This window comes from Streptomyces sp. NRRL S-350, assembly GCF_000719705.1.
GTDB lineage: Bacteria > Actinomycetota > Actinomycetes > Streptomycetales > Streptomycetaceae > Kitasatospora.
In genome coordinates this window covers 16835-43678 of record NZ_JOHO01000061.1, presented here as the reverse complement: position 1 = coordinate 43678, position 26844 = coordinate 16835, and the positions used below count along the sequence as shown (strand labels likewise).

Genomic DNA, 26844 nt, shown 5'->3' with positions numbered 1-26844 from the left:
CCGCTGCCCCGGCCGACCCCCGCCCGGCCCACCTCGCACGGCCGGGTCGGGATCGTCCTGGTCTCGCACAGCCAGGAACTGGCCACCGCCGTACGGTCGCTGGCGCTCGCACTGACCGGATCCGACTCCCCCGCGCCGGTCGCCGCGACCGGCGGCGACCCGTCGAACGGGCCCGGCATCAGCGCCGTGCTGGTCGCCGCCGCGACCCGCCGGGTCGACCAGGGGCACGGCGTGGTGGTGCTGGCCGACCTCGGCAGCGCCGTCACCACCGTCCGCGCACTGCTGTCCGACGCCGACGAGCACGGTCTGCCGTTCCCGGTCCGGTTCGCCAACGCCCCGTTCGTCGAGGGCGCGGTGGCGGCCACGACCACCGCGACGGCGGGCGGCGACCTGTCCGCCGTGCTCGACGCGGCGGAGGAGGCCTACCGGCAGCACAAGGGCTGACCGGCACGGCGTCAGGCGGTCGGGGCCGGGCCGGGTCGACGGGTGGGTCGGGAGTGGTCGGGTCGGGAGTGGTGAGGTCAGGAGTGGTGAGGTCAGGAGTGGCGGCCCGGCCCGGGGTAGCGGCTCAGGGCCGCTCCTTGCCGTCCCACGTGAACACGGCCGGGCCCTCGCACTCCATCGCGTGGCGCAGCCGCTCGTGCTCGGTCTCGATCATCGGCGGCAGCTCGTCCAGCGCGAACCAGCCGACCTCCAGGGACTCGTCGTCGTTCACCCGCGCCTCCCCGCCGACCGCGCGGCAGCGGAAGGTCAGCACCAGGTACTGCGTCACATCGCCGTTGGGGTAGGTCACCTGCGGCGAGACGGACACCGAGGCGAGCAGCTCGGGCACGGCCACCACACCGGTCTCCTCCAGGCATTCGCGCACCACGCCGTCGCCGGGCTGCTCGCCGGGGTCGAGGATGCCGCCGACCGGCGCCCACCGGCCGTCGTCGACCCGACGGGCGAGGAGCACCCGGTCGTGGTCGTCCAGCACGACGGCGACGACGGCGCTCAGCCAGAGCGGGCGGTTGCCCACGACGGAGCGGAGTTCGGCGAGGAAGGGGGGAATGGCCATGTCGCGCAGCCTAGCGGGGTGGTTCCCGGCCGGCTCAGCCCGGCCGGTTCGCAGCTGGGCGCAGCTCAGCGGCCCCGGGGCGCAGCAGGGCCAGGACGGTGAGCCCGAGGATGCGCAGGTCGAGCCGGAGCGACCGGTGCTCGACGTACCAGAGGTCGAGTTCGGCCCGACTGCGGGTGCGGTCGCCGGCCGGCGGGTGGCCGTGGGCGTGGAGCTGGGCCCAGCCGGTCAGTCCGGGGCGTACGGCGAGGCGGCCCCGCTCCCGGCAGGAGTAGCGGGCCACCTGGTCGGGGTGGTCGGGCCGGGGACCGACCACTCCCATGTCGCCATGGGCGACGTTCCAGAGCCGTGGCAGTTCGTCCAGGCCGGTGCGGCGCAGCAGGGTGCCGAGCCGGCCGTCCGGGGTGGTTCGGAAGCGCAGGATCCGGAACTCACGGCCGTGCTGCCCCGTCCGGGTCTGCCGTTCGAGGACCGGGCCGCCGGTGGTGCAGCGCAGCAGGGCCGCGATGAGCAGCGCCAGCGGCACCGCGGCGATCGCGGCCAGGGCGGCGACGGCGAGGTCGCCACCGCGTTTCACGTGGCGGGCACGGCCATGTCCGGTCTGCCGCTCATCGCTCCCCCTCCACGGCGTTTCGAGCCGGAAGAACGCATTCACGGTAGAGGCGCGATGGAGTCGATGTCCGGGAATGGTGAAACACAGGCACGGAGGATTGTCCGACAGGACGATATTTGGTCGGTCTGACCAATTTCGCTCGATCTACCGTTTCGAAATGCCGAAAACGGTCGACCCGGCAGTGGGGCCGGGAGCCGTCCGATCCGACCGACGCGTTCGAGTCGGCGCCGACGGCCCTGCGCCGGCTCGCCCGCCGCTAGAGCGCGGCGCGCCGCCGGTCCCGGAACAGGCCGAAGGCGATCCGGCCGAGCATCAGGACACCGGCCGCCAGGCATCCGGCCACTGCCATCGCCCACGCCGGGCCGTCACTGTCCGGGACGGTCACGGCCACGATGATGCCCGCCGCCAGGCAGGCCACGCCCACCACGGCGAGCGGGAGCTGGTGGGTGACCAGGGCTCCACCCCTGCACGCGCGCGCCATCCGGGAGGCACCGTGCAGGTGGAAGGGGTCACGGTCCGCATCTGCCATGAGCCCAAGGTACCCCGGGCCGGAGCGGCGGGCAGCCCGCACGCAGTGAAGGTTCCACCACTGTCCGCAATCGCGGGATCAGAGCTGGTCAGGCGTGTTCCGGGGGTGTGCCGATGCGCATTCCGGCTACACAATCAGTCCACGAAAAATCCTCGTCCCCCCGGTACAACCATCCCTGTGGTGCAGCGGTCTCAATGGCATTGAGTGATCCAGGAGCCGTTCGAGGGACGGGTGTGAACCCCCCACCGAGAACAGGAAAGTCCAGGGGCGGAGCCGCCGCCCCTGGAGTCGGAGGCCGGGCTCCGTCCTCCGGCGGTACCGCCACGCCGCTCGGCGAACGAGGGGGAACCGTGCCGCAGTCCCAGTCCACACCATCGATCTCCACGGCCCGTGCCAGGCCCGTCTCCGGCATGCGCGCGCTGCCGCCACCACCCGTCGGCTGCGCGGCGGGCTGGTACGACGGCGGCCGACATGACGGGGTCCGACCTGACCGGGCCCGACCTGACCGGGTCCGACCTGACGGGAGCCGGTACGACGGCAACCGATACGACGGCAACCGGTACGAGGGCAGCCGGTACGAGGGCAGCCGGTACGACCGGGCCCTACCCGGAGGAACCGGACACGACGGGGGCCGGCACGGCGGGGGCCGTCGCCGACCGTCCGTCGAAACGGAGCAGCAGGACGCTCGGGGCGAATGGCTGCGGTTCGCCCCCGTCCAGCCGCTGTTCCGGGCCCGGGCCGCCCAGCGCCTCGCCGTGCTCGCCTACCACGGGGTGACCGACCACCGCTCCTTCGGCGCCCAGCTCGACCGGCTCCGACGACTGGCCACCCCGGTCTCGCTCGCCGCCGTCCTCCAGGCCGTGACGGAACGGCGGCCACTGCCGCCCCGGAGCGTCCTGGTCACCTTCGACGACGCCGACCGGAGCGTCCTCACCCACGCCCTGCCCGCTCTCGACGCCCGACGCATTCCAGCCACCGCCTTCGTCATCTCGGAGCTCATCGGTACCGAGCGGCCGTTCTGGTGGCACGAGGCCGACTTCCTCGCCCGGCACGGGGGCCGGGCCCGGTCGCTCGACTGCGGACACCCTTCCCAGTTGCTCCGCCGGCTCAAGGCGATGCCCGACCCGGACCGCCGACGGAGCCTGCACGAACTGCGGGCCAGCGCCGACCGCCGGCCGCCCCGCCAGGAGCAGCTCAGCCCCGCCGACCTCCTCGCCCTGCAGGACGGGGGCGTCGCCATCGGCAACCACACCCAAGGGCACCCGTGCCTGGGACGCTGCGACGACGCCACGGTCCGCACCGAGATCACCGGCGCCCACGAAGCACTCACCCGCTGGCTGGGGGAGCCTCCGATCGCCTTCGCCTACCCGGACGGCGGCCACGACGTCCGCGCCGAGACCGTCCTGCAGGAGCTGGGCTACCGCCTCGGTTTCCTCTCCGACCACCGCCTCGGCCCCCGCCTGCCCGCCAACCCCCTCCAGATCAGCCGCCTCCAGGTCGACTCCACGACCAGCAGCCGCCGGTTCGACACCATCCTCTCCGGCCTCGAACCCGCCTACCGCCGCTGGCGCCGCCAAGCCGTCGCCTGACCCCCGATGCGGCGCGTGCGGCGCTGCGCGGGAAGTCGGACCAGCCGACTTCCCGCGCAGCGCCGCACGCCCTGTTTTGCCCCACAGACAGTCGCAATGCCGCCAGGGCAGATGTCCGCGCCCCCGAAACGTCGACCGGTCCGACTTCTCGTGCACGCCGACCGGGCCACCTGGATCCCCCACGTGACGAGAGCCGCACCGCGCCCTCTCCTGGGCAGGGTTCGGTGAGGCATCGCTGACGGGTCGACTCGTCGGTCGCGTACCGGAAATCGATCCGGCCGGCGTTCCCGATCTCGGTCCGGATGCCGGCGGAGCCGATATTGCGCGGCAAAGGCTGATCGGATTTCCGGATGGTCCCGCCATGATTCTTCATGGGCCCCGAGGCGCGACCAGTGAAACTCATGTCCGGCGCCAAGCGGTCGCCCGGAGCTCCCCGGTTCGCGGGGAAGTCCGGGCGACCGGCCCCGGGAGGTCCGGCCGACCGGGGATCAGCCGATGAGGGTGGCCAGGGCGTGGCCCTGCGGGTAGAGGGCGGCGGCCGAGGGCAGTTCGGCGGGCACGCCGGCGTGGAGGACGGTGAGCGTGCCCGCCCCCGTCCGACTGGTGTCTCCGGCGCGGCGCAGGGCCTGGGCGGCGACGGCGTCGGCGGAGCCGTGGAAGGTGAGCGCCGGGGAGGCGGTCGGGGCAACGGCTGCGCGGATGCGGTCGAGCACGAGTTCGTAGTGGGTACAGCCCAGCACGATGGCGTCGGTGCCGACCGGCGTCCGGCTTGCGGCGTCGGCGATCGCGGCCGTGATGGCGTCGTCGTCACCGTGCTCGACGGCGTCCGCGAGGCCCGGGCAGGCGACCTCGGTGACCTCCGCGGCGCCGCCGAAGTCGCGGATCAGTCCGCGCTGGTAGGCGCTCCCGGTGGTGGCCGGGGTGGCCCAGATGGCGACCCGGCCGCCCTGCGCGGCGGCGGGCTTGATGGCCGGGACGGTGCCGATCACCGGCAGTCCGGGTTCCAGAGCGGCGCGGATGGCGGCGAGGGCGTGGACGGACGCCGTGTTGCAGGCGATCACCAGCGCGTCGGGCCGGAGCGCGGCGGCGGCCCGGCAGCAGCCGAGGGCCAGTTCGGTGACCTCTTCGGGCGTGAGCGGCCCCCACGGCATCGAGGCGGGGTTGGAGGACAGCACCAGGTCGGCGTCCGGGCGCAGCTTCCGAATGGCGGCAGCGGCGGCCAGCAGGCCGATTCCCGAGTCCATCAGTGCGATCTTCACGGGTCAAGACTTTAGTCGATCCGCATGTCCGGCCCTCGTCTGCGGCAGACTGCCGGGGTGACCGTCCTGCTGTGGATCACCGTCTTCTCCCTGCTGGTCTGGCTCTGGCTGGCGTGCTGCCACGGCTTGTTCTGGCGCACCGACGTCCGGCTGCCGCCGCGCCGCCCGCCGGTCCGGTGGCCGCAGGTGGCGATCGTGGTGCCGGCCCGGGACGAGGCGGCGGTGCTGCCGGCGAGCCTCCCGACGCTGCTGGCGCAGAAGTACCCCGGTCGGGCCCGGGTGGTCCTGGTGGACGACCACAGTTCGGACGGCACCGGCGCGCTGGCGGCGGAGCTGCGGACGATCGACGGATTGGACCTGACCGTCACCACTCCTCCCCCGCTGCCGCCCGGTTGGACGGGCAAGCTGTGGGCGCTGCGGCACGGGGTGGCGCTGGCCGGTCCGGACGTCGAGTTCCTGCTGTTGACGGACGCGGACATCGCGCACGGCCCGGAGTCGCTCGCCGAGTTGGTGGCCGCGGCCGAGAGCAACGGCCTGGACCTGGTGTCGCAGATGGCCCGGCTGCGGGTGGAGACCGGCTGGGAACGGCTGATCGTGCCCGCCTTCGTGTACTTCTTCGCCCAGCTCTACCCGTTCCGCCGGAGCAACCGTCCGGGTGCCCGGACGGCCGCTGCGGCGGGCGGCTGCTCCCTGGTGCGGCGCGAGGCGCTGGAGCGGGCCGGCGGGGTGGCGGCGATCCGGGGCGCGGTGATCGACGACGTCTCGCTGGCCCGGGCGGTGAAGTCCACCGGCGGGCGGATCTGGCTGGGCCTGGCCGACGACGTCGACAGCGTCCGGCCGTACCCGCGGCTGGACCAGCTGTGGCGGATGGTCTCGCGCAGCGCGTACGCCCAGCTCAGGCACTCGCCGCTGCTGCTGCTCGGGACGGTGGTGGGGCTGGCGCTGGTGTACCTGGTGCCGCCGGTGGCGACGGTCGCCGGGCTGGTGGCAGGCGCGCCCGCGGTGGCGGTGGCAGGCGGGGCGGCCTGGGCGCTGATGGCGGGCACGTACCTGCCGATGGTCCGGTACTACGGGCAGCCGGCGCCGGCCGTGGTGCTGCTGCCGTTCACGGCGGGAATGTACCTGCTGATGACGGTGGACTCGGCGGTGCAGCACTGGCTGGGCCGGGGCGCGGCGTGGAAGGGCCGGACCTACTCGCGGGCGTGAGCCGCCCAGTTCCCCGGTCGCTCCGCGAACCCGGAATTCCCCGGCGCGACGGGCCGACCCGATCCATACTGCTCGGATGGACCGTCAGCAGATCTCCCGCCTCGCCCATGCCCACCACCCGATCGCGGCTCCGCTGTCCGACGGATCGGTGGCCCGCCTGCTGGACCGGGCCACGGCCGGCACGGACGAGGGCCGGGCGCTGGACCTGGGCTGCGGCGAGGGCGCGTGGCTGCTCCGGGCGCTGGCCGCCCGCCCGCGCTGGCAGGCGGTCGGAGTGGACGTGGACGCCGCGGCGCTGACCCGCGCCCGGGAGAGCGCGACCGCGCTCGGCGTGGTGCGCCGGATCGGCCTGCACCACGTGGACGCGAGGGAGTTCACCGCGAAGGAGCCGTTCGACCTGGTGCTGTGCGTCGGTGCCACCCATGCCTTCGGCGGGCTGCTGCCGACGCTCGCCGCCGCCCGCGCACTCCTGGCGCCGGGTGGCCGGCTGCTGGTCGGTGACGGGTTCTGGCAGCGCGATCCCTCCCCCGAGGCGCTGGACGGACTCGGCGCCGCCCGGGAGGACTTCGCGGATCTGGCGGGGACCACCGACCAGGTCCTCGCGGACGGCTGGACGCCGGTCTTCGGGCACGTCAGCACCGAACAGGAGTGGGACGACTACGAGTTCTCCTGGACGGGTGCGCTGGCCGAGTGGGCCATCGACCACCCGGACCATCCGGACGCGGCCACCGCCCGGGAGGCCGCCGACCGGCACCGCGCGGAGTGGCTGCACGGCTACCGGGGGACGCTCGGCTTCGTCACGTACCTGCTGCGCCGCGACTGAACACGGCCGGGGTGGCCGCTGCTCCCCGGCAGCCACCCAGGCTGTTCCCGCGCCCGCTACTGCGCCTGCTGCTACTGAGCTTGCGCCTGCTTCTGCGTCCGCGCGAGGAAGTCGTCGATCAGCGGAGCGATTTCGGGCAGCTTCTCCTCCAGCGCGAAGTGCCCGGTGTCGAACACGTGCAGCTCGGCGTCGGGCAGGTCGCGGAGGTAGGCGCGGGCGCCGGCCTCGGTGAAGAACGGGTCGCCGTTGCCCCAGAGGACGAGCGTGGGCGGCTGGTCGGCGCGCAGCCAGGCCTGCCAGGCCGGGTAGAGCTCGACGTTGGAGAAGTAGTCGAGGGCGAGTTCGACCTGGATGTCCTTGCGGCCGGGCAGGTCGAGGAAGTGCTGGTCGAGGGTCCAGCCGTCGGGGGCGACCAGGCTCGGGTCGCCGGTGCCGCCTTCGTACTGGCTGCGGGTGATCTCCAGGGTGAGGATCGAGCGGGCGGCTTCCTCGGCGCCCGGGACGCCGCGCCGGTTGGCGATGAACTCCCGGGCCTGGTCGGAGAGTCCCTCCTCGTAGGCGTTGCCGTTCTGGACCACCAGGCCGGTGATCCACTCCGGGCGGCGGGTGGCCAGCCGCAGGCCGACGGGGGCGCCGAAGTCGAAGACGTACAGCGCGAAGCGGTCCAGGCCGAGGGCGAGGCAGAAGCCCTCGATCACGTCGGCGAGGGTGTCGAAGCGGTACGGGAAGGCGTCGGGCGCGGGGCTTTCGCTGTGGCCGAAGCCGGGGTAGTCGGGGGCTATCAGCCGGTAGCGGGTGCCGAGGGCGTCGAGCAGCCGGGCGTACTGGTGCGAGGCGGAGGGGAAGCCGTGCAGCAGCAGGAGGACGGGGGCGTCGGCCGGGCCGGTCTCGCGGTAGAAGACGCGCACGCCGTTGACGTCGACGTGCCGGTGGTGGATGTGGGGGATCGTCAGCTCGCTCATGCTAACCATTAAACAGGATTTGAAAGGTTAGGCAAGAGGCGCACAACGAGCGAGCTGACCCGACATCACGGGACCGGCGAGAGCTCAACCGGTCTTCAACTGCTCCTGCTGCACCAGGTAGTCGAGCACCTCGGGCATCGCCTCGACACCGCCGGCCTTGCTCGGGGAGGTCCGGTACTCGCCCTGGACGATCACGGTCGGCAGCTCGTTGACGCCGTAGCGGACGAACGCGGCAGCGGCGTCGTCGACCGACCGGCCGACCTCGGCGGACCGGTAGGCCTGGGCGAAGAGCTGCGCGTCGACACCGTGGCGCACGGCCCAATCGGTGGCCGAAGCCTCGCCGGCGAGGTCCACCCCGTCGTCGTGGACGGCCCGGAAGACGCTGGTCTGCAGGCGCTCGACCAGGCCGAGTCGCTCCAGCGCGTAGTACATCCGCGCATGGCCGCGCTGCACCTTCTCCTCCGGGCTTCCCGGCCAGATCGCCGGGACGCGGCGCAGCGCGACGTCGTCGCGGTGCTTCTCCGCCCAGGCTTGCAGCGGCTGTTCGAGCGCCTGGGAGTGGCCGCAGTCGTACCAGAAGAACTCGACCGCCTCCGTCCGGGAGCTCTCGCGCACCGGTTGCGGGTGGTCGAGCCTGACGTACTGGGCTCCCTCGGACGGAGGTTGGTGGGTCATCGCGCCGGCCTGGACGGGGGACGCGGCAATCCCGACGGCGACGGCGAACAGGACGGTGGATCGCAGCAGCGACTTCGATTTCACACCGGGAAGTGTGGTGGCGGCGGTTCGTTACCGACGAGTTGGTGGCCGGTGGTGGGTCTGGATTCACCTGAAAGGGGGTAGCAGGCACGGCATCGGTCTGCGGGGACGTGGGGCTGAAGGCCCGGGGGCCCGGGGGCCCGGGGGCCCGTGGGCCCGGGGGCCCGGGGGCCCGGGTCAGCCGGCCGGCACCGCGCGTTCCGTCCACACGTCAGCCACCAGCCGCTGCCACGCGTCCACCACCGCACCCAGTTCGAAGTGCTCCAGCGCGTGCGCCCGGGCCGCCGCGCCGAGGCCCGCCCGGTTGACCGCCAGCACCCTGCCCAGCGCCTCCGCGAGGGCGAGCGGGTCGCCGGGGGCGACGAGGGCGCCGGTGGCGCCGTCCCGGACGACCTCGCGCACCCAGCCGACGTCGGTGGCGACGGCGGGCACCCCGGCCAGGGCCGCTTCGATGAGCGCGCCGGGCACGCCTTCGCTGTCGCTGGTGAGCAGCAGCGCGTCGGCGGCACGGTAGAGCGGGGCCGGATCGGGCAGGGGGCCGAGGAAGTGGGCGCGGGCGGCCGCCGGGTGGCGGGCCAGCGTCTCGCGCAGCGGGCCGTCCCCGGCGACGGCGAGCCGGACGTCGGGCAGGCGGTCGAGGACGTCGAGGGCGAGGTCGAGCCGCTTCTCGGGCGCTATCGCGCCGATCCAGGCGACCAGCAGCACGTCCGCGGGAAGGCCCAGTGCGTGCCGGGCGGCCCGCCGGTCCTCCCTGCCGTCGGCGGGCGGATAGCTCTCGGCGGCGCGGGAGTTGGGGATCACGTGCACCTTGCCGTCGGGCAGCCCGAACTGCTCCTCGAGGACGGCCCGCGCCTCGTCGGTGAGCGTGGTGACGGCGGCGGCGCGGTGCATCAGCGCACCGCCGCGGACCCGGCGCAACCGGGTGGCGGTCCAGTACCGGGGGTGGCCGACGGAGACGTAGACGAAGGGGGTGTTGGTGCCGGTCAGCGCGAGGGCACAGGCGGCCAGGGTGTCGGAGCCGTGGGCGAGCACCACGTCGGCGGCGCGCGCGGTGGTGCGCAGTGCCCGCAGGGTGCTCGGGCGCAGGCGCCCCGGGCCGAGGACGGCGGCGGCGCGCGGCAGCCTGGTGGCGTCGGGGCAGTCGCCCGGGTCGGCCTCCGCGGCACCGGCGCGGCCGGGCGGGTGCGGGGCGAGGGCGCACAGGGCGGAGGACTGGCCCCGGCGGCCCAGTTCCCGGTGGAGGTCACGGGCGAAGTTCTGGGCGCCGCCACGCCGTGAGCCGCTGATCAGGTGCAGGACACGCGGACGGATTCCGGCCGAGTCGGCCGACATGTGGTCGGGCATGGACCGACCTTGGCACAGCGCCCCGCCCGGTACAGCCCCTTCGCGCAACCTCGTGGTGGCCCAACCGCCCGCGCCCGTACACCCGATGTGCGCCAGAGGACCGCCGTCGTGCGCCGGTTGCGATCGCCGTGCGCCCCGTCTCACCCCCTGACGCGCTCCGGTTCGCTCCCGTCGCGCCGCATCACCTCCGGCGCCGCTCGCCGGGCCGGGTCCGAACGTCACGTCAAGTTCGCTGCGCCACTGGCGGTTTGCCGGCAGCCGCCGACACCCTGATGGGCCCGTACGCGGAGCGCCCGGACACCGCCCGGCCCGAGGCCCGGCGGCCCGGGAGCCGTTACGCGGATCGGGTGAACGCGGTTGGACCTCCACCCGGACCGCTCGGCAGGATGTCCCGCCGGGGCACCGTCGGTCGCCCCATCTTCCCCTCCCCCGTACGGATTTGGAGTCACCCGGTGATCAAGGGATTCCGCAGCTTCCTGCTGCGCGGAAACGTGGTGGACCTCGCGGTCGGCATCGTGATCGGTGCGGCCTTCACCGCGGTCGTCACCGGGTTCGTCACCGCCTTCCTCACCCCGCTGGTCGGGGTCGCGGCCGGCGCCGTCGGCGACTTCACCCAGAAGACTTTCGAGGTGGGCGGCACCCGGTTCCCGTACGGCGTCTTCGTCAACGCGGTGATCGGGTTCGTGCTGACCGCCGCCGTCATCTACTTCGCCGTGGTGCTGCCGGTCGGCAAGCTGCAGACGCGCTTCGAATCGGCCAAGGCCGCACCGGCCCCGAAGGTGGACTGCCCGGAGTGCCTGAGCTCGATCCCGGCCGCCGCGACGCGCTGTTCCTTCTGCACCTCGGAGGTGGGCAAGCCGGGCCTGCCGGCGCAGGCCCAGGCGCTGCAGTCGCACTGAACCGGCGCAGGGGCCGGCGGTGACCGGCCGGGGGCCGCGAACCAGGGGGTCGGTGTTCTCGAACCAGGTGGCCGGCGACCGCGAACCAGGTGGTCAGCGGGCCTCGGGCCCGGCAGTCGGCGAGCTGACGGCAATTTTATTCCCGAAACATTCACGAGCCCCCGCCACCCTCGACGGGGGCTCGAATGCGCCCGGCGCACGCCCTGTCCGCAAAAGTTTCTCCGCCGGGCCCGCAACCATCCACCGGCCGGTCACCGCAAGGCCTTGCGGCCCCATCGTCCGGCCACTGTTCGATCACTGACGGGACACCAAGGTTGTCCGGAACCGAACGCCTGGTATGTCCGTTCTTACTACTTTCGAAACCTTTGTGCGAGCGAAGACTGTGTAAACACTCGAACTGCTCCCCCTCCCGCTCTCCTCAGCAGGCGCATTGTGGGCTTACCGTATGCCCCATGACCTCGCCCCGCTCCTACGACGGAGTCGGCTACCCCTCTCCGTCTTTCTCCTCCGGCACGCCGATTTACGACAGCCTCGTGGCTGAGCGCGGCGTCCCCCAGATCGCACCCATCAACGTGCCGGCCGCCCTGCCGCCTGCACTGTCGTCCGGCTACGGATCTGGCCACGGCCAGTCCTACGACAACCGGTACGGCAACGGGTACGACAACGCCGGCAGCAACCTCCCCGCGCTGCCGGCCGCCCGCCTCGCCCTGGGCCCCGGCCCGAGCAGCGGCCCCTCCGCCGGTCCCGCCACGGCGTACATCCCCGCGCAGCCCGCGCCGGCGTACGCCTCTCCCCAGCCGCCGGTCCCCGGCTACGGCGCCCCCCAGCCGTACCAGCGACAGCAGACCGGCGCCCCGACCTTCACCCAGACCACCGGCGGCGGCTACCAGCCGACCGGCGGCCAGAGCTTCGGCGGCCAGAACACCTTCATCGGCGGCCAGGGCGGGCAGCAGAACTTCGGTGCCCAGGCCGCCGCCGGCCCGGGCGGTTTCGGCCAGGCCCAGCCCGGCGGACCGCAGGGCTTCGGCGGACAGCAGTCCTTCGGCGGTCCGAACGCCGGCGGCCCCGGCTACCAAGGCCAGGGCGGTGACCAGTCCTTCGGTGGCGCCCAGCTGCGCCCGGCCATGGCGCCGGTCGCGCCGGTCCGCCCGATGCAGCCGCAGCGCCCGGGCCCGTACGGCGAGCCCGGTCCCGGCTCCTTCAACGCGGCCGGACAGGGCAGCGGCTACCAGCCGCAGGGCCAGGGCTACTGAACCACCGCACCCCCGAGGCCGTCCCCCCACCGGCCCCCACCCGCACCACCTGAGCACCACCCGGCGCCCCCTGAACGCCGGGCGAACGGAGAAACGGGTCATCCACGGACCGCCCGGAACGCCCCCCCCACGGCGTCCCGGGCGGTCCGTGCGCATACGGGGCCATGACCACGTGCGGCCTGCAGACGGGCACTGCAGCACGGCACGGACGAGCACTGCGCACAGGGGAGTTGCGGGGGGCCTGCGGACGACCCGAACCCGGCTGGCAGGATGGGGGAATGCAGCTCACCGGACTCCACGTCTACCCCGTCAAGTCCATGTACCGCCTGAGCCCGGACACCACCCCGGTCCACCCCTGGGGCCTGGCCGGAGACCGCCGCTGGATGCTCGCCGACCCGACCGGACGCTTCGTCAGCCAGCGCGAGAACACCGCCCTCGGACAGATCCGGCCCGGGCTCCTCCCCGACGGCTCCCTCGCGCTGACCGCCCCCGACGGCTCCCGGATCGAAATCCCGGCCCCCGCCCTCGCCACCGGCGCCCCGCTCGCCGAAGTCGAGGTCTGGGGCACCCGCTTCCGTGCCGTCGAGGCCGCCAAGGACGCGCACGAGTGGATCGCCGAACACCTCGGCGACTACCGCCTGGTGCACCTCGACGACCCGCGCGCCCGGCCCGTCGACCCCGAGTTCGGCGAGCCCGGTGACACCGTCTCGATGGCCGACGGCTTCCCCCTGCTGCTCACCACCACCGCCTCGCTCGACCGGCTCAACGAACTGATCTCCGCCGAACACCCGGAGGACCACGAGACCCTGCCGATGGAGCGCTTCCGCCCCAACGTGGTGGTCACCGGCTCCGAGCCCTGGGCCGAGGACGGCTGGCGCCGGATCCGGATCGGCGGGCTGACCTTCAAGGTGGTCAAGCCCTGCGGCCGATGCGTCATCACCACCACCGACCAGGAGACCGGCGAGCGCCGCGGCAAGGAGCCGCTGCGCACCCTGGCACGGCACCACCGGCTGTTGCGCAAGGCCGCGTTCGGGCAGAACCTCATCCCCGAGCGGCCGGCCGGCGTCGAGGGCGACGAGCTGGGGGTGCTGCGCCTGGGCGACGGCGTCGAGGTGCTGGAGGCCGGGGCACACTGGCCCGCCGACGGGCGCTGACCGGGCGCCGCGCCCCGGGTCCGCCCTCGGGCTACCAACCGAAGTCGGACCCGAAGCCGCCGACCGCGGGGTTGTCGACGCTCCACCCGCCGACCCCGCGCCTGGCGACCCCGGACCCGCCGACCGTGGACCTGCCGGCCGTATCCCCGCCGACCGTGGACCTGCCGGCCGTGGCCCCGCCGACCGTGGACCTGCCGGCCGCGACGGAACCACCGCTGTGCGCGCTCGTTGAAACAAGTGGTCGGAACCTGTGGCCGCGGTGAGCGCTACCGGTGTCCGCGCGACAACGGGCGGCCGGACCACCCACGTGGGCGCGCTACGGTGGGCGGACGGCCCGCGCACGCCCGCGCGTTCGGCCCGATGATCGCCGGCTCGACGAAGGTGGGGACGACAGACCGTCATGGCTGAGCACAGGGTCCGGGTCACCCAGGACAGCGCATCCCGCTGGCGTCGCCGCGCGGGTGAGTACGACACGCTCGCGGAAGCCCTGGCGGCCGCCGAACCGGGCGACACCGTGACCGTCCGGCCCGGCACCTTCCGGGAGAACGTGCTGCTGGACAAGCCGGTGACGGTGGTCCCGGCCCAGGGCCCCGGCACCGTGCGGATCGAACCGCCGTCCGGCGTCGCGATCACCGTGACCGCCGCCGCGACCGTCCGCGACCTGGTCGTGGAAGGCGGCGAAAGCTCCTCCCCGGCCGTCCTGGTCACCGGCGACCAGGCGACGCCCTCGTTCAGCGGTTGCCGGATCGAGACCCGCTCGGCCACCGGGATCGAGATCACCGCCGGCGCCCGGCCCACCCTGCGCGGCTGCGTCATCGCCAACCCTGGCGGACTCGGGCTACGGCTGCGCGGCGAAGACACCGCCGCCGCCTTCGAGGACTGCGAGGTCGCCGCCGCCGGGCAAGCCGGGCTGGCCGTCCTCGGCGGCGCGACCGCCGCCCTCGACCGTTGCCGCATCCACCACGCCTCCGGCGCCGGCGTACTCATCTCGGACCCCGGGAGCGCCGCCGAACTGACCGGCTGCGAGATCTACGAGATCCGCGGCAGCGGCGTCCAGGCCGAGGCCCAGGCCGGCGGGCGGCTGGTCGACTGCGAGATCCACCGGGTCACCGGCAACGGCCTGACCCTGGACGGCGAGGCCGAACTGGTGCTCACCGGCTGCCGGGTGCACGACCTGCCGGAGAACGGCGCCGACCTGCGCGGACGCGCCCGGCTCAGCCTTGCGAACAGCACCGTCCGGGACTTCGGGCGCGGCGCCCTGTCGATCTGGGACCAGGGCACCGAGGCCGTCGCCGAGTCGTGCCAGATCCACAGCTCGACCGGCGAGTACCCGGCGCTGTGGGTCAGCGACGGCGCCCGGCTCACCCTCACCGACTGCTCGCTGCACGACCTGCCGGACGCCCTGTTCGTCCTCGACCGGGACTCCGCCGCCACCGCCGAGGGCTGCTCGTTCAGCCGGATCCGCAGCTCCGCGGTCTCGGTCAGCGGCGGGGCCACCGTCTCCCTCGCCGCCTGCCGGATGCAGGAAACCGGAACGGGGCTCTGGTTCCGCGACCACGGCAGCGGCGGGCTGCTCACCGACTGCGAGATCTCCGACGTCGCGACCGGGGTGATCGTCACCAAGGGCGCCGACCCGGTGCTGCGCGACTGCACCGTCCGGGCCAGTACGGACGCGGGGGTCTACGTCTCGGCGCAGGGGCGGGGCACCTTCGAGGACTGCCGGGTCTCGCACGGCAAGGGCTTCGGCTTCCACGTCATCGACGGCTGCCGCACGCAGCTCATCCGGTGCCGGGCGGAGCAGAACGAACGGGCCGGATTCGAATTCTCCGAGCCGGGGCCGGTCGCCGAGGGGTGCACCTCGGACGACGTACAGGCGACGCCGACGGCGGTCGTGCCGGCAGGTCCCGGGGGGCCCGCCGGGCATGGTGGTCCCGGCGGACCGGGCAGGCCGAGTGGGACCGGTGGGCCGGGTGGGCCCGGCGGTGGAGCGGGGCTGGGGTCGGGGCGCGGGAGCGGCTCGGGAGCACCGTACGGCGGCGCGGACGTACCGGCGCCCCGGACCTCCCAACTGGCCTCCGTCGGACAGCTGCTGGCGCCGTCGGCGACGGCTTCGTCGGCGATCGCGCCGATCCCCGACTGCCGACCGGCCGACGAGGCGCTCGCCGAACTGGACTCCCTGGTCGGACTGGCCACGGTGAAGCAGGAAGTGCGCACCCTGATCGACCTGATCTCGGTCGGCCGGCGTCGCCGCCAGGCCGGGCTCAAGGCCCCCTCGCTGCGCCGCCATCTGGTCTTCACCGGCGCCCCCGGCACCGGCAAGACCACCGTCGCCCGGCTCTACGGCGAGATCCTCGCCTCGCTCGGGGTGCTCCAGCTCGGGCACCTGGTGGAAGTGGCCCGCGTCGACCTGGTCGGCGAGCACATCGGTTCCACCGCGATCCGGACCGCGGCAGCCTTCGACCGGGCGCGCGGCGGAGTCCTCTTCATCGACGAGGCGTACGCGCTCGCACCGGAGGACGGCGCCCGGGACTTCGGGCGCGAGGCAATCGACACCCTGGTCAAGCTGATGGAGGACCACCGGGACGAGGTGGTCGTCATCGTGGCGGGCTACACCGCCGAGATGGAGCGCTTCCTCTCCGCCAACCCCGGCGTCTCGTCCCGCTTCTCACGAACCATCAGGTTTCCCGACTACACGGCGGACGAGCTGCTGGAGATCGCCCGGGCGCAGTGCGCGGAGCACGAGTACGCGCTCTCGGAGGAGACGGAGCGCGCACTGCTGGAACACTTCGGACGGCTCGATCGCGGCCCCAACTTCGGCAACGGGCGCACCGCCCGACAGGTCTTCGAGACCATGATCGAGCGGCACGCGGTACGGATCGCCCACCTCGCCGACCCGTCCACCGAGGAACTCCAGTTGCTCGTCCCGGCGGACCTGCCGGTGGCTCCGCTGCCGTAGGGCAGGCGGCGAACGGATGACAGACGGCCGACAGACGATGACCGATGACAAGTAACGGATGACAGATGACAGCTGACAGAGTCTGAAATCTGTCAGCTGTCATCCGGCATCCGTCGCCGGGCCCCCGTCGCTCGCCGGCGGGTGCCCGTCATCGTCCCGGGCACCCCACTCCCCGCCCCCGGCCGGGCGCCCTCACCCCAGCAGCCGCCGCACCAGCAGCTCCACCCGCTGCTCCGCCAGGTCCGGCCGGAGTCGGCCGCCCCGCGACAAGGTCACCAGGCCGTGCAGGGAGGCCCAGCCCACCTCCGTGAACACGTCCGGATCCCCCTCCCCCGCAGCCCGCGCGAAGGCGCCGGCCAGCGCTTCGAACGCGTCCTTCAGCGGAGCGGGCGCATCGGGCCGCCCGAACGGAAGGCCCGTCCCGAGGGTGAACATCGCGTCGTAGAGGGCCGGATTGGCGAGCCCGAAGGCCAGGTACTTCCTCGCCGCCGCCGCGAACGCCGCCGCTGGTCCGTCCGCCTCGGCGATGACGGCCCGCAGTTCCGCCGCGAGTTCCGCGAAGCCCTCCACCGCCACGGCCGCGACGATCTCCGTCTTGCCTGCGAAGTGGCTGTAGAGCACCGGCTGGCTGTACTCGATCCGCTCGGCCAGCCGACGGGTCGTCACCGCCTCCCAGCCCTCGGCCTCGGCCAGGTTCCGGGCGGTGCTGATGATCAGTCGGTGCCGTTCGGCGCGTTCGCGCTCGCGGCGCTGAGGAATCGACATGTCCGGATCCTAGCATCGCTAGACAAACAAGCGGCGATCGGTCTAGCGTCGTTCCTGTTCCTAGCAACGCTAGACAACGGAGCGGCACCAAGCCGCCGAGTCCGAGGGGGAGCCATGCCCGACACCGCCACCAACACGACAACCACCAGCAACACCAGCACCGCCGCGGGCACCGCCGGCACCGCCGCCCGCGCCCGTACGCTGATCGCCGACACGCTGACCGTGCTGGCCGCCGCAGGCATCAGCTACGTCGGCATCTGCTACCTGTTCGCGCCGGAGAGCGTCGTCTCCGGCTTCGGCCTGCCCGAGTGGCCGCACGGCGAGGCCGCGGCGTTCTTCGGCATCAAGGGCATCCGGGACCTCGCCTCCGGCATCGCCCCGTTGGTCCTGCTGTTCACCGGTCAGCGGCGGGCCCTCGGGTGGGTCCTGCTCGTCGAGGCGCTGGTCCCGGCCGGCGACGCCGTCAACGTGCTGACCCACCACGGTTCGACCGCGACCGCGCTCGGCGTCCACGCCGCCACCGCGGTCGGGGTCGCCGTCGCGGCCGCGCTACTGCTCACCGAGCGTCCGGACAGCACCAGCCGCAGCACCCGGGGTGCCGGTTCCAGCGACCGGAGCACCCGCCCCGGCGGCCGGGGTGCTCGGCGAGCCGTCTGACGGGGCGTCGGGCCGACGGTGGGGTCAGCCCCTCCACGGGCCGCCGGCGAGGAAGGACTCCAGGGCGGCCCGGTAGGGCGCGATGTCGATCCGCTCGCCGGCCAGCCAGTCGTCCGAGTAGTACTTGTCCAGGTAGCGGTCCCCCGGGTCGCAGATCAGCCCGACGACGCTGCCCGTCCGCCCGTCCGCGCGCATTTCCGCGACGATCCGCAGCGCGCTCCAGAGGCCGGTGCCCGTGGAGGCGCCGGCCTTCTTGCCGAGCACCTGCTCCAGCACCCGGACGGCGGCGATCGACGCGGCGTCCGGCACCTTCATCATCCGGTCGACCGCCCCCGGGACGAAGCTCGGTTCCATCCGGGGGCGCCCGATGCCCTCGATCCGCGAGCCGCTCTCGCAGACGGCGTCCGGGTCGTGGTGCACCCAGCCGTCGAAGAAACAGGAGTTCTCCGGGTCCGCGACGCAGATCCGGGTGTCGTACTGCATGTAGTGCACGAACCGGGCGATGGTCGCCGAGGTGCCCCCCGTCCCTGCGGTGGCGACGATCCAGGCCGGCTCGGGGTGCGGCTCCAGGCGCAGCTGGGCGAAGACCGACTCGGCGATGTTGTTGTTGCCGCGCCAGTCGGTGGCCCGCTCGGCGTAGGTGAACTGGTCCATGTAATGCCCGCCGGTCTCCTCGGCGAGCCGCGCCGAGGCCGCGTACACCTCGTCCGAGCGTTCGACCAGGTGGCACTCACCGCCGTGGAACTCGATCAGGTCGATCTTGGCCTGGCTGGTGCTCTTGGCCATGACGGCGATGAACGGCACCCCGATGAGCTGCGCGAAGTAGGCCTCCGAGACGGCGGTGGAGCCGCTGGAGGCCTCGATCACCGGCTTGCCGGGGCGGATCCAGCCGTTGCAGAGCCCGTAGAGGAAGAGCGAGCGGGCCAGCCGGTGCTTGAGCGAGCCGGTCGGGTGGGTGGACTCGTCCTTGAGGTAGAGGTCGATCCCCCACTCGGCGGGCAGCGGGAAGCGCAGCAGGTGGGTGTCGGCGGAGCGGTTGGCGTCGGCCTGGACCTTGCGCACCGCCTCCTTCAGCCAGGCGCGGTACTCCGGGTCGGACCGGTCGACGTCGACGGTCGGCTCGATGCCTCGCTCGTTGCCGGGCCGGGGGCTCCGATCGCTACCGGGCCGGGGGCCCCGATCGCTACCGGGCCGGGTGCCGGGCTGGATGCTCATGGTCGCTTCTCTCTCGCGGTGACCCCCCACTGCTCACTACGAGTGTATGAGAGTCACGATAAGTAACCGTTGTCGAAGACCCAGCTTCCGCTTATCGCCCCCGGGTAGGGGCCGGGTCCGCTCCAGAAGTGGATCAACGGAGGCGTCACTCCTGCCATGGCGCAGCGAGCCGGCTCCCCACCTCGAACCCGGCGGGGCCTGGTCTTCCCACGGACCGGTACGACTCCCCTCCGCACTCGTCGCAGCCAGTGGCGCAGGCCCTAGACGGGCACCGACTGCGGGTCCGCCAGATAGGGCCCCCAGCCAAGCTCGGCAGCGCCCGCGAGCGCACCGTGCGCCAGCTCCGCGCCCACGATCGGCACCCGGCCGCTGCGCCCCCAGAGGCAGCGCTCGGCGACCACCGTGCGCAGCCGCTCGGGCGCGGCGTTCAGCAGGTCGAGGTGCAGGCCGCTGAGGACCACCCGGTCGGGGTTGAGGATGTTGGCGACGCCGGCCAGCCCGAGGCCGAGCCGGTCGATGACGTGCTCCACCGCCGCTCGCGCCCGGTCGTCCGTGGCGGCCGCCCGGCACAGCTCGCGCGCCTGGTCGAGCAGGGGGCGCCCCGGATCCGGGGTGCGCCCGGCGGCGGCGAACAGCGCGTCGGGGTCGGTCTCGGAGTTGAGGCAGCCTCGGTTTCCGCACATGCACGGCCGCCCCTGCGGGTCGACGGTGAGGTGACCGACCTCCAGGGCGAGGCCGGCGCTGCCGGTGTGCAGGTGCCCGTCGATGACCAGCGCGCCACCGACACCGCGGTGCCCGGAGGTGACGAAGAGCAGGTGGCGGGCACCGCGGCCGGCGCCGTGCCGGTACTCGGCGAGCGCCGCGAGGTTGGCGTCGTTGGCGATCGCGGCGGGCATCGGGCGCAGGGCCCGCGGGCCGTGGTCGGCGCGGCCGACCTCGACGTCGTACAGGTCGGCGACCGGGGTGCCGCTGGGCCAGGCGAAGTGCAGCGCGGCGAGCGCCGCGCCGTCCGGCTCAGTGACCGGGTTGGGCAGCGCGAGCGCGGCGCCCAGGCAGCGGCGGTCGGTGGCCCGGGCGAGTGCGGCGCCCGCCTCGGCGACGGCGCGCAGCATCCGGACCGGATCGGTGGCGGCGGGCAGCGGCAGGTGGAGGGGCGGGTCCAACAGGCCGCCGAGGCAGGCCAGCGTGACGCTCAGCCCGTCGGCGTGGATCTGGCCGGCGACCACGACCGGCCCCTGGGGGTCGATCGCGAGCCGGTGCGAGGGGCGGCCGCGGCCGCCGCCGGCCGGGCGCGAGTCGACGGTGATCAGGCCGAGCGCCTCCAGCTCGGCGGTGACCGCCCCGGCGGTGGCCCGGGTGACGTCCAGCGCGCGGGTGAGCGCCGAGCGGGTGGGCGTCTGGCCGGTGTGGATCAGCGAGAGCGCGGGGCCGAGCAGCGTCCGACCGCGGTCGGGGGCCGCGCGCCGGTGGCCGTCGCGCTGCGCGTCGGGGTCGTTCCCGGTGCCGGGCCGCGGGCTTGATGGTGAGAGCTGCACGCCCCTATTGTGACTTTGTGCCGCTTCGAAACAAAATCCGTTCCCGCCCCGCCCCGGACCGCCTCTCCCCCCAGTCTCGCAGCACGACCCCGGTGACCGACAGCCCCTGGGGCCCCGCACGCCTCGCACTCACCGCGTTCTTCGCCGTCGACGGCTTCCTCTTCGCAGCCTGGGTCGTCCGCATCCCGGACGTCCGCAGCCAGGTCAACGCCTCGCACAGCGACCTCGGACTCGCCCTGCTCTGCCTGTCCATCGGCGCCGTCATCACCATGCCCCTGGTCGGGCGGCTCTGCCTGCGGTACGGCTCGCGCCCGATCACGGTCGGCTCGCTCGCCCTCCTCAGCGTCGCCGTCCTACTGCCCGCGCACGCCCACTCGGTCACCGCCCTGGGCGGCGTACTGCTGCTGTTCGGCGCCGGGTACGGCGGGGCGAACGTCGCGATGAACAGCGCCGCCGTCGACCTGGTGGCGCAGCTGCGACGGCCCGTCATGCCCAGCTTCCACGCCGGATACAGCTTCGGAGGACTGCTCGGCACCGGCGTCAGCGGCCTCCTGGCCGGCCCCCTGAGCACCGCGTGGGCGCTCGCGCTCAGTGGGGCGCTGGGCGCGGCCGTCACCATCGGCGCGGGCATCGTGCTGATGCGAAGCCCGGCGGCTCCGCTGGTCGCGCCCGAGCGGGCGTCGAGTTCGGCAGGCTCGTCGGGTGCGGCGGATCCGGCGGGTTCGTCGGCTGCGGCCGGCAGCGGGACCGCGGGTACGGGCGCGGGCGCGGGCCGTCGCCATGTCCGGCTGCTGGTGCTGCTGCTCGGCGTCACCGCGCTGTGCACCGCGTACGGCGAGGGCGCGATCGCCGACTGGACCACCCTCCACCTCACCGACGACGTCCACGCAACCGCGGCGGTGGCCGCCACCGGCTACGGCGCGTACGCGTTCGCGATGGCAGGCGGACGGGTCGGCGGCACCTGGCTGTCCATAAGGCTCGGCCAGAACCGGCTGATGCTCCTCGGCGGGCTGACGGCGGCGGCGGGCATGCTGGTGGCCGCGCTCGCGCCGGTGGTGCCGCTCGCGATCTGCGGGTTCGTCCTGGCCGGCCTCGGGCTGGCCAACCTCTTCCCGCTCGCCATCGCCCGGGCCGGCGCGGCGGGCGGCCCGCAGGGTGTGGCGCTCGCTTCATCCCTCGGGTACGGCGGGATGTTGATCGGCCCGGTGGTGATCGGCTTCCTCGCCGACGCGGCCGGGCTGCCGATCGCCCTCACCACGGTCGCGGTGGCTGCCACTGCGGCGGCGCTGCTGCCGCTGGCGGTCGCGAGGCGGGCGTGAAACAGATGACGGGCGACGAACGACAGGTGGCAACGGGCAGCTGACAGATCACAAATAACAGATAACAGATAACAGATTTCAACGTCTGTCATCTGTCATCCGTCGTCCTTCAGCTGTCACCTGCTACCTGCCCTGCCGCCCTCCCAGCGACGGCCCTGCCCCGGTAGTGGCAGGATGCGTGGCCATGACGACCAGCGAACCCATCCAGGTACTGCGGGCGAGCGAGCGCCCGGCGACGGCATGGCTCAACGGGGGCGGGGTGACCAGGGAGGTCGCCGGGTTCCCGACCGGCGCCGGGCTGGACGGGTTCGAGTGGCGGGTCAGCCTGGCCGACGTGGCCTCGGCCGGGCCGTTCTCCCGTTTTCCCGGCATCGACCGGGTGATCACCCTGGCCGAGGGCGCCGGCATGGCACTCACCGTCGACGGCGTCGAGCAGCTGGTCGACGCGCCGTACCGACCGTTCGCCTTCTCCGGTGACGCCACCACGGACTGCCGGCTGCTGGCCGGCCCGGTCGTGGACTTCAACGTGATGACCCGTCGCGGACGGGTCGAAGCCACCGTTGACCCGGTCACCGCGCCCGCCACCGTCGAGGTCCCGGCCGGAGGCACCGTCCTCCTCGTCTGCCTCGCCGGCTCGGCGGTCGTCGGCGGCTCCGAACTCGCCCCCGCCGAACTCGCCTGCTACGACGCCGCCCTGCTCGACTGCCCGGGCACGCACGAGCTGCGCCCGAGCGGAGTCACCGCCGTCGTCACCTTCCGCACCGCCCGCTGACGCGTCCCCCGTCGACGGCTCGGACACCGGCGCTCCGCCGACGGTGCGTCGAGACCACGCTGACGCGCTGCCGTCGAACGACCGGCGCTCCCGCCCCCGAATCCGGGGAGCGGGAGCGGGAGCGGGAGCGCCGTCTGCCCTGTCAGCCGCAGAGCGCCGGCGTGGCGTGTGCCGGGTCCAGGGCATTGGTCACCAGGTGCAGCGCCGTCGGCGAGAACGCGATCGCGACGTGTTCGACGAGCGAGACCGGGCAGTGGCTCTGCACCACCTGGTTGTCGACGTCGGCACCGTTCAGGAACTGGGTCCGCCACGGGGTGACGACCTCGTCGTACACGGTCGAGATCACCGTGTAGCGCCCGCCCGGCACGGTGTCCGGGCGGGAGGCCATCGTCGTGTTGAAGTCCGAACCCACCGCCTGGTCGCGGCAGGCCTGGCAGACGGTGAAAATCAGGTCCGCCACACCCGGGAAGTACGGCGCGAGGTTGGTGATCCCGTCGAGTGTCGTGCCGTGGTTGGACGGCGCGAGCCCGATCAGCTTGCCGACCTTGGAGGCGCCGCCGAGGAATTTCAGGTAGTAGTTCGGCAGCATGCCGCCCTGCGAGTGCCCGACGATGTCGACCTTGGCCGCGCCCGTCGCGTTGCGCACCAGGTCGACGAAGCGGGCGAGTTGGGCGGCCGAGTCCGGCACCGGGCCGAGGCCTCCGATCGGGAGCAGCAGGCCGCTGCCGGTGGAGGTGACGCCGGGGATCGTCCCGTAGTCGAGGGCGAAGACGCAGTACCCGAGGCCCTTCAGGAGCGGGGACAGCGCCAGCCAGTTCTCGTAGCGGTTGGCGAAGGTGCCGTGCACCAGGACGACCGGGTCGGGGTGCGCGGCGGTGGGCCGGCAGTTCCAGTCGTTGGCGCCGGGGGGTGAGGCCACCGTGTCGCCGTCGGGCGGCAGCTCGCCCGGGGCACTGAGAGCGGCAGCACCGCCGGCGGCCTCGGCAGCCGTGGCGGCGGTCGGGACCGCCGGGCCGGTCGGGGCCGCGTACGCAGGAGCCGTCGTCGCGCCGACGAGCAGCACCCCTGCGAGCACGGCCGCGCCGAACGTACCGAACGCGCGGAACGCACCGAACGCGCGACTGAACGCCCGGCGGAAGGGACTTGCGGAGAAGCGGAGAAGTGGGGTTCTCAACTGTTGCCTCCACAGCGGAAGTTTGTTACCAACAGGTAACCCGAGTGCTCCATCATGCGGTCGCCCCTCCGGCCCGGCTCTTGGGTGTCCCCCAGACCTGGACGGTGTTCTCTGTGACCGGTCACAACGCACCCCACTGCCCACCCCCCGACACCTCCGCCCAGGCACCGGGTTGGCGGATCCCGGTGATCGGCGGGCTGCCCGCCGACCGACGACTCCTTCGCGCCGTCCGCGAGTTGGCCGAAGCCGTGGTCGCCGCCCTGCTGGAACGCGTGCCGGTCTACCACCGCCTGCCCCGCGAACAGCTCACCGGCGAACTCACCCGGGACACCGAGCGCCGGATCCGCGCCCTCGCCCACACCGTCCGCACCGGACTCCCCGCTCCGGCCGAGGAGTTCACCGCCGTGCGGGAGGCCGCCGCCCGGCGCGCCGAGGAAGGCCTGCCACTGGACGCCGTCCTGCTCGCCCACCACCTCGGACTGGAGATCTGCTGGGAGTTCGTCACCCGCCACGCCCGGGACAGTGACACCGCCGAACTACTGGTCCTCCACCGGCTGCTGCTCGACCAGCTCCGCCAGGCCGTCACCGCCGCCGGCGCGGGCTACCTGGAGGGCCGCCGCCCGGCCGCCGACCGCCGGTACGCAGCGCGGCAGTCCCTGCTCACCGCGCTGCTGGCGGGCGCACCAGCCGACGAGGCAGCCACCCGGGCCGGTCTCCGGCTGTCCGCCGGCTACGCCGTCCTCTGCCTGTCCGTCGCCGAGCACCCGGACGAGCGCTCCCCCGGCGTCGACCCCGGTATCGCCGGCCGCCGCAAGCTCCGGCGCCTGGCCGCCGAACTCGACCACTGCACACGGCAGTCGGCGCTCACCGCGCTCACACCGTCGGGCGGACTGGTTCTCGTCCCGTTCGGCCCGCCCCAGGAATCACCCGGCGCCCCCGGCGTCGAAGCCCCCTGGCCGCACCTCGCCGCCACCCTAGCCACGGCGTCCCGCGCGGCCGGCGTGCCGGTACTGGTCGGAGCCGCCGCAGCCGCTCCCGCCGGGGTGCCCGACGCGGCCGCTCTCGCTTACGAAGTCCTGGAGGTCGCCCGGGCGTTCGGGCGGCCGCCCGGACTGCACCGGCTGGACGACGTCCTGCTGGAGTATCAGCTCACCCGACCGACCCAGGCCCGAGCCCGACTCGCCGCCCTCCTGGAACCCCTCGCCGACACCGGGGAGTTGCTCACCACCCTGCGCACCCACCTGGGCGGCGGGCTCAACCGTCGGCACACGGCGAGCACCCTGCACCTGCACCCGAACACCGTCGACTACCGGCTGCGCCGCATCGCCGTCCTGACCGGCCTGGATCCGACGCACCCCGCCGACATCCTGCGGATCACCGCCGCCCTCGCCGCACGGACAGCCGAACAGGCTTCGCCCGTACGGTAGTTCCGACCAGCCCCACCCCGCCTGGCAGGGCGCGGACACGGCACTGCGCGACACGAGCACGGCACCGAACAAGGCACGAACCCGAACACCTCACGGCACGACGCGGCACCCGCGCCACCGCCGTCGGTCACGACGACGACGGCACGGGTGCCGCGAAAGCTCCGCTCAGCGGTCCGGTCCCGGCCTCAGCAGTTGATCGAGCCGTGGGTCAGCACCCAGCCGTTCACCTTGTCCCAGGTCATCGGGCCCACGACGCCGTCCTGCGAGAGGCCGGTGCACCGCTGGAACCGCCAGACGGCGCTGTCGGTCGCGGAGCCCCAGACCCCGTCCTCGTCCAGGCTGCTGTTCCAGGAGGAGTACGTGACGTGGTTGAGCTCGCACTGGAGCTGCTTCACCGCGTCACCGGTGTTGCCGTAGCGCAGGGTGGGCTGAGCACTGGTGTAGCCGCAGTACTGCGAGGCCTGCGCCGAGGCGGTGGGCGCGGTCGCGATACCGGCCGCCAGCACGAGTCCGGCGGTGACGAGACCGCCGACGAGACGGTTGCGCATGGGAGTCCCCCGTTCGATGGATCTATCGATGTCCGTCAAGGTCGACCACTCGGCCGAGGATCACCCGACGGCGACCAGGATCAACCAAGCCCAACCCAGGTCAACCAAGCCCAACCCCAGGTCAACCAAGGTCAACCAAGGTCGATCATGGTCAAACAAGCGGCACCCTAACCGACGATTCATCAGAAGAACGGAGATGTCGCCTAAAGGATCGACAAAACAACGGATCGCCCAAACGATCCTCAGTCCTGCTCCCCCGGCAGCCTCAGGTCCCACCCCACCAGGGCACGCAACTGCTCCGCCGTCACGCCCTCCGGCACCGGCTGGGGCGCGTCATGGCGCAGCGGGGGCTGCCAGCCCTCCTCCACGGTCCATCGGCGGACCACCTTGGCAGGCGCCCCGGCGACGACGCTGTGATCGGGCACCTCGCCGCGCACCACCGCCCCCGCCGCGACCACCACGTTGCGACCGATCCTCGCTCCCGGCAGGATCACCGCGCCGGTGCCGATCCAGCTGCCCGCGCCGATCTCCACCGGCTCGTTGCGCGGCCACTGCTTGCCGATCGGCAGGTCGGTGGCCCGGTACTCGTGCGCCTGGTCGGAGATGTAGACGCCGGGTCCGGTCCAGACGTCGTCGCCGAGCACGATCGACTGGTGACCGACGATGTGGCTGTCCCGGCCGATCACGCAGCCGCCGCCGATCCGCACGATCGGGACCGGCCCGAGGTCGAGGCCGGGCAGGAATCCGGCGCTGATGGTGACCCGCTCGCCGACGATCGAGAACGGTCCGATGGTGATCCACTGCTCGTTGAACACAGCACCGAGCGGGAAGGCGAGCGTCGTGCCGTCCCCCAGCTCGCCAAACCGGTACGGTCCCGGGCTCTGGTTAGTGACCGCGCCGGTCCGCTGCACCCAGCGCCAGCCCCGGTGCACGAGGCGCCCTGCGGCACGGCGGCCACCGGCCCGGAGGGCGGAGACGACGGAACGGGTTATCGGCATGCGCTCACGTTACCGGCCCGTAGCAGTCACCCGG

General features: G+C 73.3%; 25 protein-coding genes. 12 read left to right on the top strand and 13 right to left on the bottom strand.

What is annotated here, in order from left to right:
- Positions 1 to 3: 3 nt before the first annotated feature.
- The gene (locus tag IF30_RS0133680; protein WP_030245639.1) at positions 4 to 444 is read left to right on the top strand and encodes a PTS-dependent dihydroxyacetone kinase phosphotransferase subunit DhaM; all 441 of its coding nucleotides are present in this window, start codon (positions 4 to 6) and stop codon (positions 442 to 444) included.
- Between the two features lie 124 nt (positions 445 to 568).
- Here IF30_RS0133680 and IF30_RS0133675 read toward each other — a convergent pair whose 3' ends face one another.
- From IF30_RS0133675 to IF30_RS0133665, 3 genes are all read right to left on the bottom strand, one after another.
- Positions 569 to 1057 carry an NUDIX hydrolase gene (locus tag IF30_RS0133675; RefSeq protein WP_037901985.1) on the bottom strand — a complete coding sequence of 163 codons (489 nt, stop codon included), beginning with the start codon at positions 1055 to 1057 and terminating at the stop codon, positions 569 to 571.
- Positions 1058 to 1091: 34 nt separating this feature from the next.
- Positions 1092 to 1634: a sugar transferase gene (locus tag IF30_RS0133670; RefSeq protein WP_037901983.1), complete on the bottom strand. Its 543-nt coding sequence runs from the start codon at positions 1632 to 1634 to the stop codon at positions 1092 to 1094.
- A gap of 292 nt (positions 1635 to 1926) precedes the next feature.
- Positions 1927 to 2199: a hypothetical protein gene (locus IF30_RS0133665; protein WP_158835666.1), complete on the bottom strand. Its 273-nt coding sequence runs from the start codon at positions 2197 to 2199 to the stop codon at positions 1927 to 1929.
- 350 nt (positions 2200 to 2549) lie between these two features.
- On the opposite strand from IF30_RS0133665, the gene IF30_RS0133660 reads away from it, so the two are divergent.
- Positions 2550 to 3788: a polysaccharide deacetylase family protein gene (locus IF30_RS0133660; protein ID WP_234322939.1), complete on the top strand. Its 1239-nt coding sequence runs from the start codon at positions 2550 to 2552 to the stop codon at positions 3786 to 3788.
- A gap of 488 nt (positions 3789 to 4276) precedes the next feature.
- Here IF30_RS0133660 and IF30_RS0133655 read toward each other — a convergent pair whose 3' ends face one another.
- Positions 4277 to 5047, bottom strand: coding sequence for a glutamate racemase (locus IF30_RS0133655; RefSeq protein WP_030245630.1), 771 nt, complete (start codon positions 5045 to 5047; stop codon positions 4277 to 4279).
- 24 nt (positions 5048 to 5071) lie between these two features.
- Here IF30_RS0133655 and IF30_RS0133650 point away from each other — a divergent pair, with 24 nt between their 5' ends.
- Both IF30_RS0133650 and IF30_RS0133645 read left to right on the top strand, forming a co-directional pair.
- The gene (locus IF30_RS0133650) at positions 5072 to 6253 is read left to right on the top strand and encodes a glycosyltransferase (protein ID WP_078891909.1); all 1182 of its coding nucleotides are present in this window, start codon (positions 5072 to 5074) and stop codon (positions 6251 to 6253) included.
- A 76-nt stretch (positions 6254 to 6329) separates the two neighbouring features.
- The gene (locus tag IF30_RS0133645) at positions 6330 to 7076 is read left to right on the top strand and encodes an SAM-dependent methyltransferase (protein WP_030245626.1); all 747 of its coding nucleotides are present in this window, start codon (positions 6330 to 6332) and stop codon (positions 7074 to 7076) included.
- Positions 7077 to 7147: 71 nt separating this feature from the next.
- On the opposite strand, the gene IF30_RS0133640 is transcribed toward IF30_RS0133645, so the two are convergent.
- The 3 genes from IF30_RS0133640 to IF30_RS44135 form a co-directional block, all read right to left on the bottom strand.
- Positions 7148 to 8038: an alpha/beta fold hydrolase gene (locus IF30_RS0133640; protein WP_030245624.1), complete on the bottom strand. Its 891-nt coding sequence runs from the start codon at positions 8036 to 8038 to the stop codon at positions 7148 to 7150.
- 84 nt (positions 8039 to 8122) lie between these two features.
- Positions 8123 to 8797 carry a thiol:disulfide interchange protein DsbA/DsbL gene (locus IF30_RS0133635; protein WP_030245623.1) on the bottom strand — a complete coding sequence of 225 codons (675 nt, stop codon included), beginning with the start codon at positions 8795 to 8797 and terminating at the stop codon, positions 8123 to 8125.
- Between the two features lie 174 nt (positions 8798 to 8971).
- Positions 8972 to 10138: a glycosyltransferase gene (locus IF30_RS44135; RefSeq protein ID WP_051711757.1), complete on the bottom strand. Its 1167-nt coding sequence runs from the start codon at positions 10136 to 10138 to the stop codon at positions 8972 to 8974.
- Positions 10139 to 10590: 452 nt separating this feature from the next.
- Between IF30_RS44135 and mscL the strand changes: the two genes are divergently transcribed.
- From mscL to IF30_RS0133610, 4 genes are all read left to right on the top strand, one after another.
- Positions 10591 to 11037, top strand: a complete 447-nt coding sequence (gene mscL, locus IF30_RS0133625; RefSeq protein ID WP_030245620.1) for a large conductance mechanosensitive channel protein MscL — start codon at positions 10591 to 10593, stop codon at positions 11035 to 11037.
- Between the two features lie 452 nt (positions 11038 to 11489).
- A complete protein-coding gene (locus IF30_RS50865; protein ID WP_107054581.1) occupies positions 11490 to 12290 on the top strand; it encodes a DUF6643 family protein in 801 nt (266 codons plus the stop codon).
- Between the two features lie 278 nt (positions 12291 to 12568).
- On the top strand, positions 12569 to 13444 hold the full coding sequence (locus IF30_RS0133615) for an MOSC domain-containing protein (protein ID WP_030245617.1): 876 nt from the start codon (positions 12569 to 12571) through the stop codon (positions 13442 to 13444).
- Between the two features lie 400 nt (positions 13445 to 13844).
- Positions 13845 to 16400, top strand: coding sequence for a right-handed parallel beta-helix repeat-containing protein (locus tag IF30_RS0133610; RefSeq protein ID WP_030245616.1), 2556 nt, complete (start codon positions 13845 to 13847; stop codon positions 16398 to 16400).
- A 192-nt stretch (positions 16401 to 16592) separates the two neighbouring features.
- Here IF30_RS0133610 and IF30_RS0133605 read toward each other — a convergent pair whose 3' ends face one another.
- On the bottom strand, positions 16593 to 17165 hold the full coding sequence (locus IF30_RS0133605) for a TetR/AcrR family transcriptional regulator (RefSeq protein WP_030245615.1): 573 nt from the start codon (positions 17163 to 17165) through the stop codon (positions 16593 to 16595).
- Between the two features lie 114 nt (positions 17166 to 17279).
- Here IF30_RS0133605 and IF30_RS0133600 point away from each other — a divergent pair, with 114 nt between their 5' ends.
- A complete protein-coding gene (locus IF30_RS0133600; RefSeq protein WP_107054580.1) occupies positions 17280 to 17822 on the top strand; it encodes a DUF4267 domain-containing protein in 543 nt (180 codons plus the stop codon).
- A gap of 24 nt (positions 17823 to 17846) precedes the next feature.
- Here IF30_RS0133600 and IF30_RS0133595 read toward each other — a convergent pair whose 3' ends face one another.
- Together IF30_RS0133595 and IF30_RS0133590 are read right to left on the bottom strand one after the other, a co-directional pair.
- Positions 17847 to 19037, bottom strand: coding sequence for a PLP-dependent cysteine synthase family protein (locus IF30_RS0133595; RefSeq protein WP_078891908.1), 1191 nt, complete (start codon positions 19035 to 19037; stop codon positions 17847 to 17849).
- Between the two features lie 260 nt (positions 19038 to 19297).
- Entirely contained in the window at positions 19298 to 20572 is a 1275-nt protein-coding gene (locus tag IF30_RS0133590) for an ROK family protein (RefSeq protein ID WP_078891907.1), read from the bottom strand.
- Between the two features lie 17 nt (positions 20573 to 20589).
- Here IF30_RS0133590 and IF30_RS0133585 point away from each other — a divergent pair, with 17 nt between their 5' ends.
- Positions 20590 to 21891: an MFS transporter gene (locus IF30_RS0133585; protein ID WP_030245601.1), complete on the top strand. Its 1302-nt coding sequence runs from the start codon at positions 20590 to 20592 to the stop codon at positions 21889 to 21891.
- Between the two features lie 184 nt (positions 21892 to 22075).
- Entirely contained in the window at positions 22076 to 22663 is a 588-nt protein-coding gene (locus IF30_RS0133580) for a HutD family protein (protein WP_030245600.1), read from the top strand.
- Between the two features lie 142 nt (positions 22664 to 22805).
- Here the strand turns inward: IF30_RS0133580 and IF30_RS0133575 are convergent, their stop codons facing one another.
- Positions 22806 to 23726 (bottom strand): esterase/lipase family protein, encoded by a 921-nt coding sequence (locus IF30_RS0133575; protein ID WP_420791181.1) that lies wholly within the window; start codon positions 23724 to 23726, stop codon positions 22806 to 22808.
- Positions 23727 to 23950: 224 nt separating this feature from the next.
- Between IF30_RS0133575 and IF30_RS0133570 the strand changes: the two genes are divergently transcribed.
- Positions 23951 to 25264 carry a PucR family transcriptional regulator gene (locus IF30_RS0133570; RefSeq protein WP_051711755.1) on the top strand — a complete coding sequence of 438 codons (1314 nt, stop codon included), beginning with the start codon at positions 23951 to 23953 and terminating at the stop codon, positions 25262 to 25264.
- A gap of 185 nt (positions 25265 to 25449) precedes the next feature.
- Here the strand turns inward: IF30_RS0133570 and IF30_RS0133565 are convergent, their stop codons facing one another.
- Positions 25450 to 25812, bottom strand: a complete 363-nt coding sequence (locus tag IF30_RS0133565; RefSeq protein ID WP_030245588.1) for a peptidoglycan-binding domain-containing protein — start codon at positions 25810 to 25812, stop codon at positions 25450 to 25452.
- Between the two features lie 242 nt (positions 25813 to 26054).
- Positions 26055 to 26810 (bottom strand): acyltransferase, encoded by a 756-nt coding sequence (locus tag IF30_RS0133560; RefSeq protein WP_030245586.1) that lies wholly within the window; start codon positions 26808 to 26810, stop codon positions 26055 to 26057.
- Positions 26811 to 26844: the final 34 nt, after the last annotated feature.